Origin of the sequence: Acidaminococcus sp., from assembly GCA_022482815.1 — a bacterium.
GTDB lineage: Bacteria > Bacillota > Negativicutes > Acidaminococcales > Acidaminococcaceae > Acidaminococcus.
Genome location: JAKVOM010000001.1, coordinates 484,144 through 499,757, shown reverse-complemented (window position 1 = coordinate 499,757; position 15,614 = coordinate 484,144). Strand labels below are relative to the sequence as shown.

Genomic DNA, 15,614 nt, shown 5'->3' with positions numbered 1-15,614 from the left:
CTCAAATCAACTTTTGTGTAATAGTCTCCTCTTCCAAAATTTTGCAGAGAAATGTATCGGAAAAGTTTATTTCTCTGTGCAAGCAGATAACTGGCGGAATCAAGGCGCAATCCCGCACGGTTATCTGCTTGTTTACGTATTGAGCACAGCTTGAATGAGGAACAATATGATTTTATTTTTAAAGGAGAGAAGAATAATGAAACGCAGAATGGACATTAAACCTTACATTTTCCCGATGCCGGTTCTCATGGTCGCAACCTACGGACCGGATGGGACTGTGGACGTCATGAATGTTGCATGGGGCGGAGCCTGTGCTTCTGACATGATTGCCCTGAACATTTCTGAAGGCCATAAGACTTCAAAGAACATCAAGGAGCGCGGTGATTTTACGGTGGCTCTCGCCGATGCAAAACATATCGTAGAAGCTGATTTCTTTGGTATGGTTTCCGGAAATCGGGATAAAGATAAATTTGCGAAATCCGGACTTACTGCAAAGAAGAGTAATCTTGTGGATGCGCCGGTAATCGAAGAATTTCCTGTGACGCTGGAATGCCATGCGGTAGATTTGCAGCATACTATATATGGTTTCCGTGTACTTGGACAGATTAAAGGCGTATTGGCAGATGCAGATGTATTAGACGCTGAAGGAAACATTGATCCGCTTAAAGTGAACGCTCTGATTTTTGACAAATTCCGCGGCGACTACTACACAGTCGGAAAAAAGGCAGGTACTGCCTGGAGCACCGGTAGTAAATTAATGAAATAAGAGGATACGATTCACATAGTAAAAGAGGCTGTGAAATAATGATTGCTCATTGTTTCACAGCCTCTTTCTCATAGTCTATAGATGTGGCAGTCAGCCAATGGAGAATGAAAATTGCCGTGGTAATTTTGTTTTCATTTTGCTTCGCCTATAGGCTGTACCATGCTGTCCCGGACAAGGCCAAAAGCTATATGCCAAAAGCGCTTTTTTATTTGACTTTACTGTAGGCTTTTTCCAGAAACTTATCTTTTTCCACGATAAAGCGGTCATGTTCGGCTTCCCCAACGAGATCCTTGTCGTCCCAGGCCTTGATGGAAAAAGTCAGCTTTTTGCGGTCCTGACTAATGAGCGTCGCTTCGGCGCGTACCGTAAGGCCGATTGGCGTAGCTGCCAAGTGCTTTAAATTCATGCCGCCGCCGACGGTGGTATACCCTTCGAGCAGCTGATCCTTGATGGCGCGTACGGCGGCGTCCTCCATCAGACCGACGAGGGCCGGTGTGGCAAATACGGGAACGGTGCCTTTGGCATAGCGGTCAGCCGTATTCTCTTTGGTGCAGCGCATTTCAGCCGTACCTTTGGAATTTGGTTTGATAGTAATAATCATAGGGATTCCTCCTTCAGTATGGAAAGACTTGCGATGAGTTTCATCAAAATGTAGGAAATATCATGCTTGTATGATACTCCTATTATACAGGAAACCGGACCCTTGAAAACAATAAGTCGGATGGGTATCATAAAATAAAAACGAATTAAACGGAAGTGAATGGAGGAAAACTATGGAAAAATCCCATATTTGTCCGGCAGCTCCGGTGATAACCGGGGTAGAGGATAAGTTCCATTTTGAAATTTCAGATGCCTGCATCAAATGCGGCGCCTGCGTAAGGTTGTGTCCGGTACATGCTATTTCGATGGGTGCCAGTCACTACCAGGTGGATGCCGCAAAGTGTATCGACTGCGGTACTTGCTCCAGCGTATGTCCGACCGGTGCTGCTCATAGTCCTGAGAAGGTGAGAAGCAGTATTGCCATCTCTGACATTGACCGGGATAAGTGTTATTTTAATCCGGGCTGTGCCCTCAGTGTGTATAAGCCGGAACTGCCGCCTCTGATGCTTCAGATGCTGAGCGAGCATCTGGGTGATGTCAAATTTCACAATTTGTGCTGCCACCATGATCCTAAACTGCCGGAAGGGTCTGTCATTATCAATAACTGTGCCGGCTGTGACCGTCGTTTCCGTTCCCTTTATGCCGGAATTCGTACGATTTCGTTCTGGGAGGTTATTGACAGCTTTGATGACCTGAAATTGCCTGACTACCATGGCATAAAGATGTCGGTTCACGACTCCTGCGGGTATCGTCATAAGCCGCAGGTTCATGCGGCTATTCGCAGTCTTCTTAAGAAAATGAACATCGAAGTCGTCGAGGCTAAGCATCACGGTATGACGTCCGAGTGCTGCGGCGATAACTTTTATGGGTATGTCCCCAATGAAGAAGTAGAGCGCCGCATCAAAAGGAGGGCGAATGAGTTTCCCTGTGACGATGTGGTTGTCTATTGTATCGGCTGTGAGCGTGCCATGTTTTCTGCCGGCAAGCGCGCCAGATATATGCCGGACCTTATTTTTGGCAGAAAGACGGAGGTTCGGACAGATACACTCGATGAATATCATTCCAGAGTGTCGAAGTACATCGACGAACATTGAAAATTTTGTGGTATAAAAAGATAAGAAAACTATCACTTTTATGACCTTTTAGAAAAAATTGATTTTTTTATGATTTTCGTCCCCAAAATTAAAAAAATAAAAAAAGACCTTAAAACAGTGGGGCTGTCGCATTTTGCGACGGCCTCTTTTGTATCAAAAGCAAGGCGCGGCCTCATTGAATGAGACCGCGCCTTGGTGTAGAATTTAAATATGCAAAAAAACAAACCTACACAAAAGGATTATACAAAAATTGGTAGTTCTTATCAACTTTTTCTTCCTCTAAATTTTGAAGTACAAATCCCTAATGACGATCCTGTTCGCTTGGTGCGTGCCATGGTAGAAGGGATGGATGTAAAGGCATTGTATGACACGTATTCTCATGTCGAGAATAAATTAACGTCACCAATTCAGCTGCTGGAAATCGTCATTTATGCATGTATGGAAGGAATTCGTGGTTCGCGTAAGATAGAGCAATCCTGTAAAAGAGACACTCATTTCATGTTTCTCTTAGATGGGAAAAAAGCTCCGGATAATGCAACCATTGCAAGATTTTGTTCCCTCCATCTAAAACCATGTATCAAGAAACTCATGATTCAGATGGATAAATGGCTGCTGGCTCGCGGTTTCATCACTCTGGATAGCCTGTTCATCGATGGGACAAAAATTGAATCTGTGGCAAACAAGTACAAATTTGTTTGGAAAAACAGAGTCTTAGGCAGCCAGAACAAACTCATAGAGAAACTGGAGCAACTGGTTCCCGAAATCGAGGAACGTTTCGGAATCAAGGTCTGTTACGGAAACACTTTCCACATCCGTCATTTAAAGAAGCTCCTAAAAAAACTGCTTGTCATAAAGCGGGCTGAGGGAATCGAGTTTGTTCACGGATGTGGGAAAAGAAAGACCATTCTACAGAAGTACTATGAGATTTTAGCTAACTATCTCAAACGGCTTAAGGTGTATACGAAGCAGCTTCACATCTGTGGGGAACGGAACAGCTTTGCCAAAACAGACCCGGATGCTACCTTTATGAGGATGAAAGAAGATGCCATGCTTAATGGCGCCTTAAAGCCGGGATACAATGTCCAATATGCAAACAATTCCGGTTTTACCTTGTTTGCAGATGTGAGTGCACATCCCACAGATATGCGGACACTCATTCCTTTTCTTGAAGGATTTGAAGCCCACTTCGGTCAGAAATTTGCAAACATTGTAGCCGATGCAGGCTATGAAAGCGAAGAGAACTTGGTCTGGCTGAAGAAGAATCAGTATACTTCATATATCAAGCCTAACAATTATGAAAGAAGCAAGAGGAAAAAGTATAAGAACGACATCGGCAAAGCAGAAAACATGACATATTTGCCTGATCAAGACATGTATATCTGTAAAGGTAGGAGACTGCTGAAAGTCAGCAAAGTAACCCAGGTAAAGAACCGGTCGGGATATGTGTCAGAGAAAACATATTACGAATGTAAGGACTGCAGCGGTTGTCCCTACAAGGAACAGTGCATCCATGGGAACAATTGCAGGACACCTATGGAGAAAAGAAACAAGAAATTAGTGGTCTCGAAGAATTTTGCTGCATTGAGGGCAGAATCCCTGAAGAACATTACTTCCGAATATGGTAAGGAACTGAGGATGAACCGCAGTATACAGGCAGAAGGAGCCTTTGCGGATCTCAAGGATTCATTAAACGTCAGAAGATTAGAAACCCGAGGCAAAGGAAATGCCCTGGTAACAGTGGGAATATGTGCCATGGCACGGAATGTCCTGAAGGTCCATCACAAAGTTCAAGACGGCAAAGAGGATTTGCACTTATATCCGCTGAAAAAAGAGGCCTAAAAGATACAAAAAGAGCGCTCGAAAAAAAGCAACTTAGGGTTGCTTAATTTCGTGCGCCCTTTTTTCATCTCAAAACATATCCAACTAAAAAGTAAGGCAAATTGGGGCCTTTAGCAAGTTATTTCAGGGATTAAAAATCGGTCACTTGCGACAGCCCCATTTTGCATTTCCTGAGGCGAAAATTGCATGCCTTTGATTATCCTCAGGGAAGCGGGTATGATGAATCCAACAAAGAGAAATGCGCATAAACTCTTTGGGAACCTGAAATCGTCGTTATTCGTTCCCTATGAGGAGGTTTCACATGAGTGGAAATGTTCAAAAGAAACTTGGTATAGGCAACGTCATCGGTCTCGGTGTCGGTGGGGCAGTCGGAGCGGGTATCTTTGTTACACTGGGTTCTGCTATCGAACTGACGGGACGTTCTGTTGTACCTATTACCATTTTATGCGTTTTTTATATGCTGCTCGCTTATTGGTACAATTTGGCGTTGTCCAGTGTTTTTGTAATCAAAGGCGGCGACTACAGTATGCGTGGCATGCTTCTTCCACCGGTTCTTACTGGATACGGCGGATGGACCAATGTCATCTGGGCTTTTGGTTTTACGGGTTACTCCGTAGCTCTGACCCACTATTTGGCAAGTTTGTGGCCGGCTTTACTGGAACATGAAACGGCAGCCAGTTTGGTGGTACTGACCATTCATTTTCTTCTGACGATAAGAGGCAACCGGATTGTGACACTGTTTCAAAATGTTGCTACGCTGCTTCTTGTCATCGCGATGTCCATCTTTATTATTTTCGGTCTTCCCGAAGTCAAATTTTCACTTTTCTTTGATCCCAATGTAGATGGCGGATTTTTCCATAATGGGCTCGCAGGAGTGATCAGTGCAATCGCCATTATGGGGTTTGCCTGCCAGGGAACGACCATGGGTCCCGTTGGTGTTGTCCCTATTACAAAGAATCCGAAACGGACCATTCCTTATGGGATTGTCTATACTTGCTTCGTTGTTTCCATTATTTATGGGCTAATGAGTCTCGTTGCTTCCGGCATCCTGCCTTATGACCAGATCGCCGGGAAAAACCTGAGTGTGGTGGCAAATTCTTTCCTGAGTCCTGCTCCTTTTGCTTTCTTTGTCATCGGCGGCGGTGTATGTGCCATTATTTCGTCCTTCCTGAGCGTGCTTGTTATGATTCGTGAGCCTCTCGTTCAAATGGGGAATGATGGATGGCTGCCTGGGTTCCTGAAACGTCAGAACAAAGAGCATTATCCATACGGAGCTTATCTGCTGGTCTACATTTTGGCTGCCATTCCTATCATCACGAAGATGGAGTTTAATAATGTCATCAGTATGCTTATGATTCCCTGCATGCTGATTAATGCTTATCTGAATGTGGCCTGCATCAAGATTCCTACACTTTATCCGGAACAATTTACTAAGAGATCGATTCCCATTCCGCTTGGCGCTTACAAAGTTTGCTGTATTCTCGGCGGCATCAGCGCCTTTATGGTAGCCGTGACCTTGCTGAAAGATATGAATCCCCAGGATGCTGTTGTAGCTGTAATTGTCCTGATTGTTCCTTTGTGCATGAGCTGGTTCTCCCTGAAAACAGGCTCTGTAGACCGCAAGGTTCTGCTTCAGCGGAGACAGGAAATTATCGATGAAGAAACGCGGGCTGACGCGTGAGAAATATTGATTTTTAAGTGATTATTTAAGGAGGATTTGACATGTACAACTTTGATGAAATCGTTGACCGTCGTCACACCAATGCCCTGAATACGGATGGATTCCGCGGGTACATTTTCCATGATTTCGAAGGAAAGAAGAAGTTCCCTTACGCCGATGATGAATTTGTCCGCATGTGGGTCGCTGATATGGAATTTGCCATGTGCCCTGACATTATCCAGGCTATTAAAGATCGTGCCGACAAGAGGATTATCGGCTACAGCCAGGTCTTTGAACCTTCCTTCTATGAAGCTTATAATGCCTGGAACAAAAAGATGTATGGCTGGACATATCCCCGTGAAGAGATTTGCTTCTCTTTAGGTATCATTCCTGCTCTCTACCAACTCATTAACATGCTGCTCGGGCCGGAAGATGCGGCCATCGTCAACACTCCGGCTTACGGCTACTTCCAGCATCCTATTGACTATGACCACAAACATGCCATCCATAATAAACTCGTTCGGGATAAGGATGGCAACTGGACCATCGATTTTGACGCACTGGAACGCGATGCAGCCAATCCTTTTGCCAGACTCCTCATCTGGTGCAACCCTCACAACCCGACCGGCCGTGTATGGACGGAAGAAGAACTGCGCAAAGTCGCTGCTATCGTAGAGAAGTATAATCTCTGGATCATCAGTGATGAAATTCACTGCGACCTGATCCGCCAGGGCGTAAAGCATATTCCTATGGCTAAAATCATGCCGGATTATAAAAAGCTGATTGTCTGCACGTCCGCTTCCAAGTGCTTTAATATGGCTGGAATGATGTTTGCCGAAGTCATTATTCGCGACAAGCATCTGCGGGATCTCTATGTTGCTTATACCGATACCTATGCCATGAACATCAATCCGCTGTCCATCGCTGCCCATGAAGCCGCCTATCGTCATGGCTATCAATGGCTGGATGAACTTAAAACCTATCTCGATGGCAACTTTGCCTTCGTGAAAGACTTCTTTGATAAGTATCTTCCTAAGATTACCTACAAGATTCCGGAAGCCACCTACCTGGCATGGGTCGACATGAACCCGTATCTGGGTGATGTGGAAGATATTCCTGATTTCATGGCCAATAAGGCCGGTGTCCTTCTGGAAGGCGGAGATGCGCTCTTTGTCGATAATGCTAAAGGCTTTATTCGTCTGAATCTGGCTATGCCGAGAAGCATTATCAAGACTGGTCTTGAACGTATCCGCGACGCTATCTATGCCCGCGATAAGAAATAAGAAAATAATCTGGAACTACAGCATAAAGAGGAGTGCACATTTATGAAAAAAATTGTTACGGAAAAAGCACCTGGCGCTATCGGTCCGTATTGCCAGGGTATGATCAGTGGAAATCTTGTTGTGACTTCCGGACAGCTCCCGGCAGATCCCCAATCAGGCCTTGTGCCGGAAGGCATTAAAGCGCAGGCAGAACAGAGCTGCAAAAATGTAGGGGCTGTTCTTGAAGCCGGCGGAAGCGGCTTTGATCGTGTTATAAAAACCACGTGTTTCCTGGCCGATATGGCAGATTTCACCGCTTTTAACGAAGTGTATGCGAAATATTTTGTATCGAACCCAGCACGCAGCTGTGTAGCTGTGAAAACTCTCCCTAAAAATGTTCGGTGCGAAATCGAAGCTACCGCCGAGATCAAATAAGAAAGTTTAATGCGAATAGCCGCCATTTCTGTGAATTAGAAATGGCGGCTATGTTTGCGCTCAATAATCTATGAAAAGAAGCTGTGAAAAACCAAAAAATAAAAAGGCGCTTTTGGCCTATGGCATATAGCCTCGTCAGCGACAGTGTGTTAAAGCTTTTGATTCAAGTGAAATATGATATAAAACCTGAAATTTAGCAGTTGATCTAAGTTTCAGGTTTTATTTTTATAAGTTCAAAGAAAAATGCCTTGGTCATTTTTCTTCCACGGGCGGGATGCGGACGGCGGGCTGCGGGAAGAGTGGAAAAGGGGCTGTGAAATAATGCTTGTGTATTATTTCACAGCCAATTTTTTACACTACAGTGAAAAAATTGTAATACTTGAGTCTGCGAATATCTTCTTTCGTGAGGCGCAGACTTTTTAAAAAGGCGGCATCTTCTTTCAGTAATTTTTTGGAAAAAAGCATCTTGCCGGCAACGGGCATGAAAGGCCGGGATGAAACGCCGTTCCACAGGCCCCAGCGCGTGTCAGCTTCCATAAAGGGAGAAGGAATCTGGATACTGGCTTTTTCGGTCGGTGTATTCTGATTGACAAGCTCTATGATGGAAAGCACATCAAAATGCTCTATATATCCGAAGTAAATGTTTTCTGCGTTCTGGTAATGATCCTTATCCTTAAAATTCATATAGAGAGCAACTTGTTGTCGATTGGGCGCTAAAAGGGCATGAAGGTCGAACACGCAGCGGAGGACGTGATTGTCCCTGCCGTCAAACATATAGGAGAAAAACTGTGTTAATCCTTTAAAGAAAGTCGGGACTCTGGCAGGGGATATTTCTTCATATCCCTCAATCGTGGGAGGAAGGAGCTGTTCCATCCGGACATGGAGTGCCAGGGCCAGCTGCTTTAAGGTATCAAGGTCGATGGAAATTTCGCCTTTTTCATATTTTGATAGGGTGGCCTTGCTTTTGAAGATGAGAGATGCTAATTCTTCTTGATTGAGACCACGACTCTTCCGGAAATCGTGGATGCGTTTTCCCGTTTCCCTGGTCAGGTCAGACATAGATGCCAACTCCTTTCAAACTGTGCTAAAGGTTAGCCGGCTTACAGCATTTCTGCGCGCCGCTGATTCCCTCATATACTTCTATTTTACCATCTTGAATTTAAAAGACAATTTTATTGAAATGTGAGGATGATGGCTCGTGTTTTTGCCCGACCTGTTAGATTTCACTCTTTAGACGTTTCTGTTTTTTTGATAGACGATTTCTCCGCCTGTAAATGTCATTTTCACATCAAAGTTGTCATCAAAAATCGTCATATCTGCCAGTTTTCCTTTTTCGAGGGATCCCAAATGGTCATAGATTCCCAGTTCCTTCGCCGGATTGACGGTCGCCGTGCGGATGACTTCCGGCAGACTGAATCCGGAAACGTCCAGAAAATGCTTCAGGCTGTGATTCATGACATCGACGCTGGCAGCAATGGTACCATCCTTTAAGAGAGCGCGGCCATCTTTTACGTAAACTGTCTGTCCGCCGAGTTCACTGACGCCGTCACCCTGCATAGCAGCGCGCATGGAGTCGGTGATAACGATGATTTTGTCCGGCCCTTTGGCTCTGGCAAGGAGCGCCAGGGCGGCTGCGTGGACATGGAACCCGTCCGAGATGATTTCCGTCATGACGGGAAGCGTCAGGGCGGCGCCGACCATGCCGGGCCGGCGATGGTGCAGGGGACTCATGGCATTAAAGGTATGGGTAATGTGGGAGGCGCCGGCTTTGACGGCAGCGGCGGCCTCTTCATACGTCGCCCCCGAGTGACCCAGCGACACGATGATACCTGCTTTGCGGCACGCTTTGATGAAGTCCATATCCTTGAGGCATTCCGGCGCAATGACGATAATTTTTACGATATCAGCATAGGGCTGAAGTTTGGTCGTATCCGCTTCCTGGATATCAGTGATCTTCTGGGAACCCCGGAAGTCTTTTGAAATGAAAGGCCCTTCCAGGTAAGCTCCGAGGACGCGGGCACCGGCAAGCGGGTTTTCCCTGGCGGCACGGACATTGTCCAGGGCCTTTTGAATGAGGGGCCAGGGACGTGTCATCGTCGTCGGCAGGAAAGACGTCACCCCGCTCGCAGGAAGACAGCGGCACATTGTCGCGAGACTCTCCCGTGTGGCGTCCATTGTATCGGCACCGCCGCAGCCGTGAATATGGATATTGATGAATCCCGGGGACACGTAGGCGCCTTTGGCATTGATGCATTCCGTGCCTTCCGGCAGCTGACTGTCCGGCACTATAGCGCGGATACGATTGTCAAAGAGCAGTGATTGTCCCGTAATGATTTCCTGTGGTAAAATGAGTTTGCCGTTAAAAATGGCTTTCATTATGTGCCTCCTTAATGGGGGAATGAAATTCTTGAAATGAGTGCAATAAAAACAATGCACTATAAAAAGTGCACTGTTTGTTACGGCACTATCATTATAACGCTTGAAGGGTGTATCAGCCTATGATCGACTTGAAAAAGATTGCAACGGAGCAACGCAATCCCGCTTCCAGCGGCATCGACAAGAAGTCGGCGCTCGAGATTGTGCGAATCATTAACGATGAAGATAAGAAAGTGGCCCTCGCCGTGGAAAAGATTCTTCCCGACATTGCCCGTGCCGTGGATTTGATTGCGGATCATCTGCGCCAGGGCGGCCGTTTGTTTTATATGGGAAGCGGTACGTCGGGGCGCCTGGGCATTCTCGACGCCGTGGAATGCCCTCCCACTTACAGCACGGAACCCGAACGCATTGTGGGACTCATTGCCGGCGGCTACGAAGCCATTTTCCGTGCCAAAGAAGGCGCGGAAGACAGTCCGGAAGGCGGTGCCGAGGATGTGAGAGCGCACCATCTGGGACCCAGAGATGTGCTGGTAGGAATTACGGCTTCGGGCCGTACGCCTTACGTCAGAGGCGGGATGGAGGAAGCCAAAAAACTTGGCTCGACTGTCATCGGACTTGCCTGTACGCAGCAGCCGGCCATTGCGGAAAATGCCGACTTGATGCTCATCGTGCTTCCCGGACCGGAAATCGTGACCGGGTCGACGCGGATGAAAGCCGGCACCGCGACGAAGATGATTCTCAACATGCTCACAACGGGTGCTATGATCCGTCTTGGCAAGGTGCGCGGCAATCTGATGATTGACGTCAAAGCTACGAACGAAAAACTGCAGGAACGGGCCGTACAGATTGTCATGACCGTCACAGGAATGGCGCGGCAGGAAGCGGAAGCTGCCCTCCGTGAGAGTCACGGCAGCGCCCGTGCCGCTGTGGAAACGTGGGAGAAAGAACATGACAAATGAAGAACTGGCCGCGCAGATTTTGAAAGAAGTGGGTCCCAAAGAGAATATTGAAGAAGTGACCCACTGCATGACGCGCCTGCGCCTGCACCTCAAGGAAGAAACATATGACGCTGCAAAGCTTAAAGCCCTGCAGGGTGTGCTCGGTGTCAATAAAGCCGGGGACGAGCTCCAGATTGTGCTGGGTCCCGGCAAAGCAGCCCAGGTGACGGACTGCTTTACCAGGCTTATGGAAACGCAGAATGACAGGCAGGAAGTTGATACGGCGGAGACCACTGCCCAGGCAGCTAAAAAGGCAAAAGTGGGAGACGGCACAGCGCTTCATAACGCCATCCGCCAGAAAAATGCCACGCCGGGCAAGCTCCTCCTGCGTAAGATTGCTTCTATTTTTATGCCGCTCATTCCGGGATTCATCGGGTGTGGTCTCCTGTCGGGTATTGTAAATATCCTCGTTCGATATAATCCGGCACTGGGAGAACTGGCACCGGTAAAGCTCCTTGCCCTCGCCGGTTCCACGGTCTTCTGGGGCCTGAACCTCTTTGTGGGCTGGAATACGGCCAAAGTGTTTGGCGGTACCCCCGTCCTCGGCGGGGCGCTGGGGGCACTCATCAGTCTGCCGACCCTCTCGCAGATTACGCTCTATGGAGCGGCTTTGCAGCCGGGACGCGGCGGTATTGTAGCAGTCCTCCTCGTAGCATTTTTGGGGGCTCAGTTCGAAAAGAAGCTGCACCGCTGGGTGCCGGAATCTCTCGATTTATTTATCACGCCTTTTGTCGTGATGGGGGTTATGGCACTGGCCGCCCTCTATGTACTGCAGCCCTTGGGCGGTTTCATTGCCGAAAGTATCGGCTTTGCTGCGACAGAAGCAGTCAGCCGGGGCGGAGCCGTCACCGGGTTCATTCTTGGCGGTACCTTCCTGCCGCTTGTCATGATGGGCGTACACCAGGGACTGACACCGATTCACGCTCAGCTCATTGCACAGTATGGATTTACAATCCTGCTGCCGATTCTTGCTATGGCCGGCGGAGGCCAGGTGGGAGCCGCGGCGGCTGTCTATATGAAAACAAAAAATCCCGAGGTTCGTAAGGTCGTCGCTTCGGCACTGCCCGTGGGCCTTTTGGGAGTCGGTGAACCTTTGATTTATGGCGTGACGCTGCCGCTCGGGCGGCCCTTTATCGGGGCCTGTATCGGCGGAGCGTTTGGCGGAGCCGTCCAGGCTGCCTGCGCTGTCGGGGCGATGACCCTTGGCATTTCCGGGCTGCCTCTTGCAGCCAGTACGACGCAGCCGCTTGCCTATCTGGCAGGCCTTGTCGTATCCTACGTCGCCGGTTTTGCTGCGACGTGGGTACTCGGGTTTGAAGACCCGAAGGAGGAATAGATAGCATGGAAAAGGGGATTTCACTTTATCCCGGAATGGGAATGAGTCAGAAAACTTGTCTGCAGCGCCTGCGGGACGCCGCAGCACGGGGCGTGAAGCGGCTTTTTCTATCACTTCATTTGCCTGAAGCCGATAAGGAAGCATTCGCACGGGAAGTGCAGCCGCTCCTTGCAGAAGCAGAAAAATTGGGAATGAAGACCATCGGCGATATGGTGCCGGGTTCTGAAATTCCGGAGGGTATCACGCACCTGCGCCTGGATGACGGATTTACGCTGCAGGACATTGCTGCCTTGCAGCAGAAATACGCAGATCGTACACTGGTGCTTAATGCGTCTGCCATCGATGAAGAAACGCTGGAAGAGCTTGTGAAAGCCGGCGCGGATTTCTCCCGCATGGAAGCCCTGCATAACTTTTACCCTCGTCCGCATACGGGAGTGAGTGAGGCTTATTTTGCCAGCCAAAATGCAATGCTCCATGCCTATGGTCTTACGGTCGGGGCGTTTGTGCCTTCTGCTACAGGGCGCCGCGGACCGCTCCATGCCGGGCTGCCTACACTTGAACTAAACCGCCGCATGTCTCTTAAATTGGCACTGAATCATCTTTTGCTTTTGGGGACGGATGTCATTTATATAGGCGACGATGGACCGAGCGAAAGTGAACTGCAGCTGCTTGCCGCGACGGATGGCGTCGTGAACCTGACGATGCTGACGGACCGCATTACGCCGCTTCATAAGAAACTCGCTTCGCATGTCTATACCTGCCGGCCCGATCTTTCGGAAGAAGTCATCCGCGCGGCTGACAGCAGGGCGCAGTGGAAGGATACGGACATTCAGCCTTTTTCCAAACATCAGCTGACAGCGGGTTCCGTGACGCTGGATAATAAACTGGCAGGAAGGTACGCCGGGGAAGTGGAAATCTGCCTGACCGATCTGCCCGCTGTGGAGTCCGTAAACCGCATGGGTGTCATTCCCTTTAAGGAAATGTTCCTTCTGCCGCTCTTTCACGGCGGCGTGAAATTCCGCTTTGTACCGAAAGTTGTAGGAAAGTAGAAACATAGTGGTTAGTGTGTAGTGGATAGTACAATCGTGCGTGTATCTTTCTTGGCGGATTCTTGGAGGAAGATGCCGGCTGGCAATTGTTTTTTCGTTTCCAGTAAAACATTTGAGATTTGCTGCTTACGGCACATGCAGGTACATGTAAAAAGAGGCTGTGAAAAATAAAAAGCGCTTTTAGTCTTTTGCTTATGGCATTTAGCATTGGATTGGTACTATCTTCCGCCATTTTATGGCCTCCTCCTTCCGACTGCGTGGAAGGAGGTCCCAAGGGAATACCAAACCTGACGGTTTGGTTTAATAAAAGGTCATTTTTCTTCCACGAGCGGGATGCGGACGGCGAGCTGCGGAAAGTGTGAAACGGGGCTGTCGCATTTTGCGACGGCCCCTTTTGTATCAAAAACAAGGTAAAAGCAAGGCGCGGCCTCATTGAATGAGACCGCGCCTTGGTGTAGAATTTAAATATGCCAAAAAAGAAACCTACACAAAAGGATTATACAAAAATTGGCAGTTCTTATCAACTTTTTCTTCCTCTAAATTTTGAAGTACAAATCCCTAATGACGATCCTGTTCGCTTGGTGCGTGCCATGGTAGAAGGGATGGATGTAAAGGCATTGTATGACACGTATTCTCATGTCGAGAATAAATTAACGTCACCAATTCAGCTGCTGGAAATCGTCATTTATGCATGTATGGAAGGAATTCGTGGTTCGCGTAAGATAGAGCAATCCTGTAAAAGAGACACTCATTTCATGTTCCTCTTAGATGGGAAAAAAGCTCCGGATAATGCAACCATTGCAAGATTTTGTTCCCTCCATCTAAAACCATGTATCAAGGAGCTCATGATTCAGATGGATAAATGGCTGCTGGCTCGCGGGTTCATCACGCTGGATAGCCTGTTCATCGATGGGACAAAAATTGAATCTGTGGCAAACAAATACAAATTTGTTTGGAAAAACAGAGTCTTAGGCAGCCAGAACAAACTCATAGAGAAACTGGAGCAACTGGTTCCCGAAATCGAGGAACGTTTCGGAATCAAGGTCTGTTACGGAAACACTTTCCACATCCGTCATTTAAAGAAGCTCCTAAAAAAACTGCTTGTCATAAAGCGGGCTGAGGGAATCGAGTTTGTTCACGGATGTGGGAAAAGAAAGACCATCCTACAGAAGTACTATGAGATTTTAGCTAACTATCTCAAACGGCTTAAGGTGTATACGAAGCAGCTTCATATCTGTGGGGAACGGAACAGCTTTGCCAAAACAGACCCGGATGCTACCTTTATGAGGATGAAAGAAGACGCCATGCTTAATGGCGCCTTAAAGCCGGGATACAATGTCCAATATGCAAACAATTCCGGTTTTACCTTGTTTGCAGATGTAAGTGCACATCCAACAGACATGCGGACACTCATTCCTTTTCTTGAAGGATTTGAAGCCCACTTCGGTCAGAAATTTGCAAACATTGTAGCCGATGCAGGCTATGAAAGCGAAGAGAACTTGGTCTGGCTGAAGAAGAATCAGTATACTTCATATATCAAGCCTAACAATTATGAAAGAAGCAAGAGGAAAAAGTATAAGAACGACATCGGCAAAGCAGAAAACATGACATATTTGCCTGATCAAGACATGTATATCTGTAAAGGCAGGAGACTGCTGAAAGTCAGCAAAGTAACCCAGGTAAAGAACCGGTCAGGATATGTGTCAGAGAAAACATATTACGAATGTAAGGACTGCAGCGGTTGTCCCTACAAGGAACAGTGCATCCATGGGAACAATTGCAGGACACCCATGGAGAAAAGAAACAAGAAATTAGTGGTCTCGAAGAATTTTGCTGCACTGAGGGCAGAATCCCTGAAGAACATTACTTCCGAATATGGTAAGGAACTGAGGATGAACCGCAGTATACAGGCAGAAGGAGCCTTTGCGGATCTCAAGGATTCATTAAACGTCAGAAGATTAGAAACCCGAGGCAAAGGAAATGCCCTGGTAACAGTGGGAATATGTGCCATGGCACGGAATGTCCTGAAGGTCCATCACAAAGTTCAAGACGGCAAAGAGGATTTGCACTTGTATCCGCTGAAAAAAGAGGCCTAAAAGATACAAAAAGAGCGCTCGAAAAAAGCAACTTAGGGTTGCTTAATTTCGTGCGCCCTTTTTTCATCTCAAAACATATTCAACTAAAAAGTAAGGCAATTTG

At 47.5% G+C, this 15,614-nt stretch carries 13 protein-coding genes; 10 read left to right on the top strand and 3 right to left on the bottom strand.

Annotated elements, in window-relative coordinates; all coding sequences use genetic code 11:
* The first annotated feature begins 196 nt into the window (after window positions 1-196).
* On the top strand, window positions 197-766 hold the full coding sequence (locus LKE33_02110) for a flavin reductase family protein (GenBank protein MCH3949721.1): 570 nt from the start codon (window positions 197-199) through the stop codon (window positions 764-766).
* A 205-nt stretch (window positions 767-971) separates the two neighbouring features.
* Here the strand turns inward: LKE33_02110 and LKE33_02105 are convergent, their stop codons facing one another.
* Complete coding sequence (locus LKE33_02105) at window positions 972-1,367, bottom strand: thioesterase family protein (protein MCH3949720.1); 396 nt, start codon at window positions 1,365-1,367, stop codon at window positions 972-974.
* 172 nt (window positions 1,368-1,539) lie between these two features.
* Here LKE33_02105 and LKE33_02100 point away from each other — a divergent pair, with 172 nt between their 5' ends.
* The 5 genes from LKE33_02100 to LKE33_02080 all read left to right on the top strand — a co-directional run bounded on the left by LKE33_02100 (window position 1,540) and on the right by LKE33_02080 (window position 7,656).
* Window positions 1,540-2,460 carry a 4Fe-4S binding protein gene (locus tag LKE33_02100; GenBank protein ID MCH3949719.1) on the top strand — a complete coding sequence of 307 codons (921 nt, stop codon included), beginning with the start codon at window positions 1,540-1,542 and terminating at the stop codon, window positions 2,458-2,460.
* 210 nt (window positions 2,461-2,670) lie between these two features.
* Entirely contained in the window at window positions 2,671-4,299 is a 1,629-nt protein-coding gene (locus tag LKE33_02095; protein MCH3949718.1) for an IS1182 family transposase, read from the top strand.
* 301 nt (window positions 4,300-4,600) lie between these two features.
* Window positions 4,601-5,980 (top strand): APC family permease, encoded by a 1,380-nt coding sequence (locus LKE33_02090; protein MCH3949717.1) that lies wholly within the window; start codon window positions 4,601-4,603, stop codon window positions 5,978-5,980.
* A 41-nt stretch (window positions 5,981-6,021) separates the two neighbouring features.
* Window positions 6,022-7,242, top strand: a complete 1,221-nt coding sequence (locus LKE33_02085; GenBank protein ID MCH3949716.1) for an aminotransferase class I/II-fold pyridoxal phosphate-dependent enzyme — start codon at window positions 6,022-6,024, stop codon at window positions 7,240-7,242.
* A gap of 42 nt (window positions 7,243-7,284) precedes the next feature.
* Entirely contained in the window at window positions 7,285-7,656 is a 372-nt protein-coding gene (locus tag LKE33_02080; GenBank protein MCH3949715.1) for a RidA family protein, read from the top strand.
* Window positions 7,657-8,007: 351 nt separating this feature from the next.
* Here LKE33_02080 and LKE33_02075 read toward each other — a convergent pair whose 3' ends face one another.
* Both LKE33_02075 and nagA read right to left on the bottom strand, forming a co-directional pair.
* The gene (locus LKE33_02075; GenBank protein ID MCH3949714.1) at window positions 8,008-8,715 is read right to left on the bottom strand and encodes a helix-turn-helix domain-containing protein; all 708 of its coding nucleotides are present in this window, start codon (window positions 8,713-8,715) and stop codon (window positions 8,008-8,010) included.
* Between the two features lie 171 nt (window positions 8,716-8,886).
* The gene (gene nagA, locus LKE33_02070; protein MCH3949713.1) at window positions 8,887-10,032 is read right to left on the bottom strand and encodes an N-acetylglucosamine-6-phosphate deacetylase; all 1,146 of its coding nucleotides are present in this window, start codon (window positions 10,030-10,032) and stop codon (window positions 8,887-8,889) included.
* A 122-nt stretch (window positions 10,033-10,154) separates the two neighbouring features.
* Between nagA and murQ the strand changes: the two genes are divergently transcribed.
* The 4 genes from murQ (at window position 10,155) to LKE33_02050 (ending at window position 15,511) form a co-directional block, all read left to right on the top strand.
* Complete coding sequence (gene murQ, locus LKE33_02065; protein ID MCH3949712.1) at window positions 10,155-10,991, top strand: N-acetylmuramic acid 6-phosphate etherase; 837 nt, start codon at window positions 10,155-10,157, stop codon at window positions 10,989-10,991.
* Window positions 10,981-12,366, top strand: a complete 1,386-nt coding sequence (locus LKE33_02060; protein ID MCH3949711.1) for a PTS transporter subunit EIIC — start codon at window positions 10,981-10,983, stop codon at window positions 12,364-12,366. The genes murQ and LKE33_02060 overlap by 11 nt, the downstream gene beginning before the upstream one ends.
* Before the next feature lie 5 nt (window positions 12,367-12,371).
* Window positions 12,372-13,415 (top strand): MupG family TIM beta-alpha barrel fold protein, encoded by a 1,044-nt coding sequence (locus tag LKE33_02055; protein MCH3949710.1) that lies wholly within the window; start codon window positions 12,372-12,374, stop codon window positions 13,413-13,415.
* 467 nt (window positions 13,416-13,882) lie between these two features.
* Window positions 13,883-15,511 (top strand): IS1182 family transposase, encoded by a 1,629-nt coding sequence (locus LKE33_02050; GenBank protein ID MCH3949709.1) that lies wholly within the window; start codon window positions 13,883-13,885, stop codon window positions 15,509-15,511.
* Window positions 15,512-15,614 lie beyond the last annotated feature (103 nt).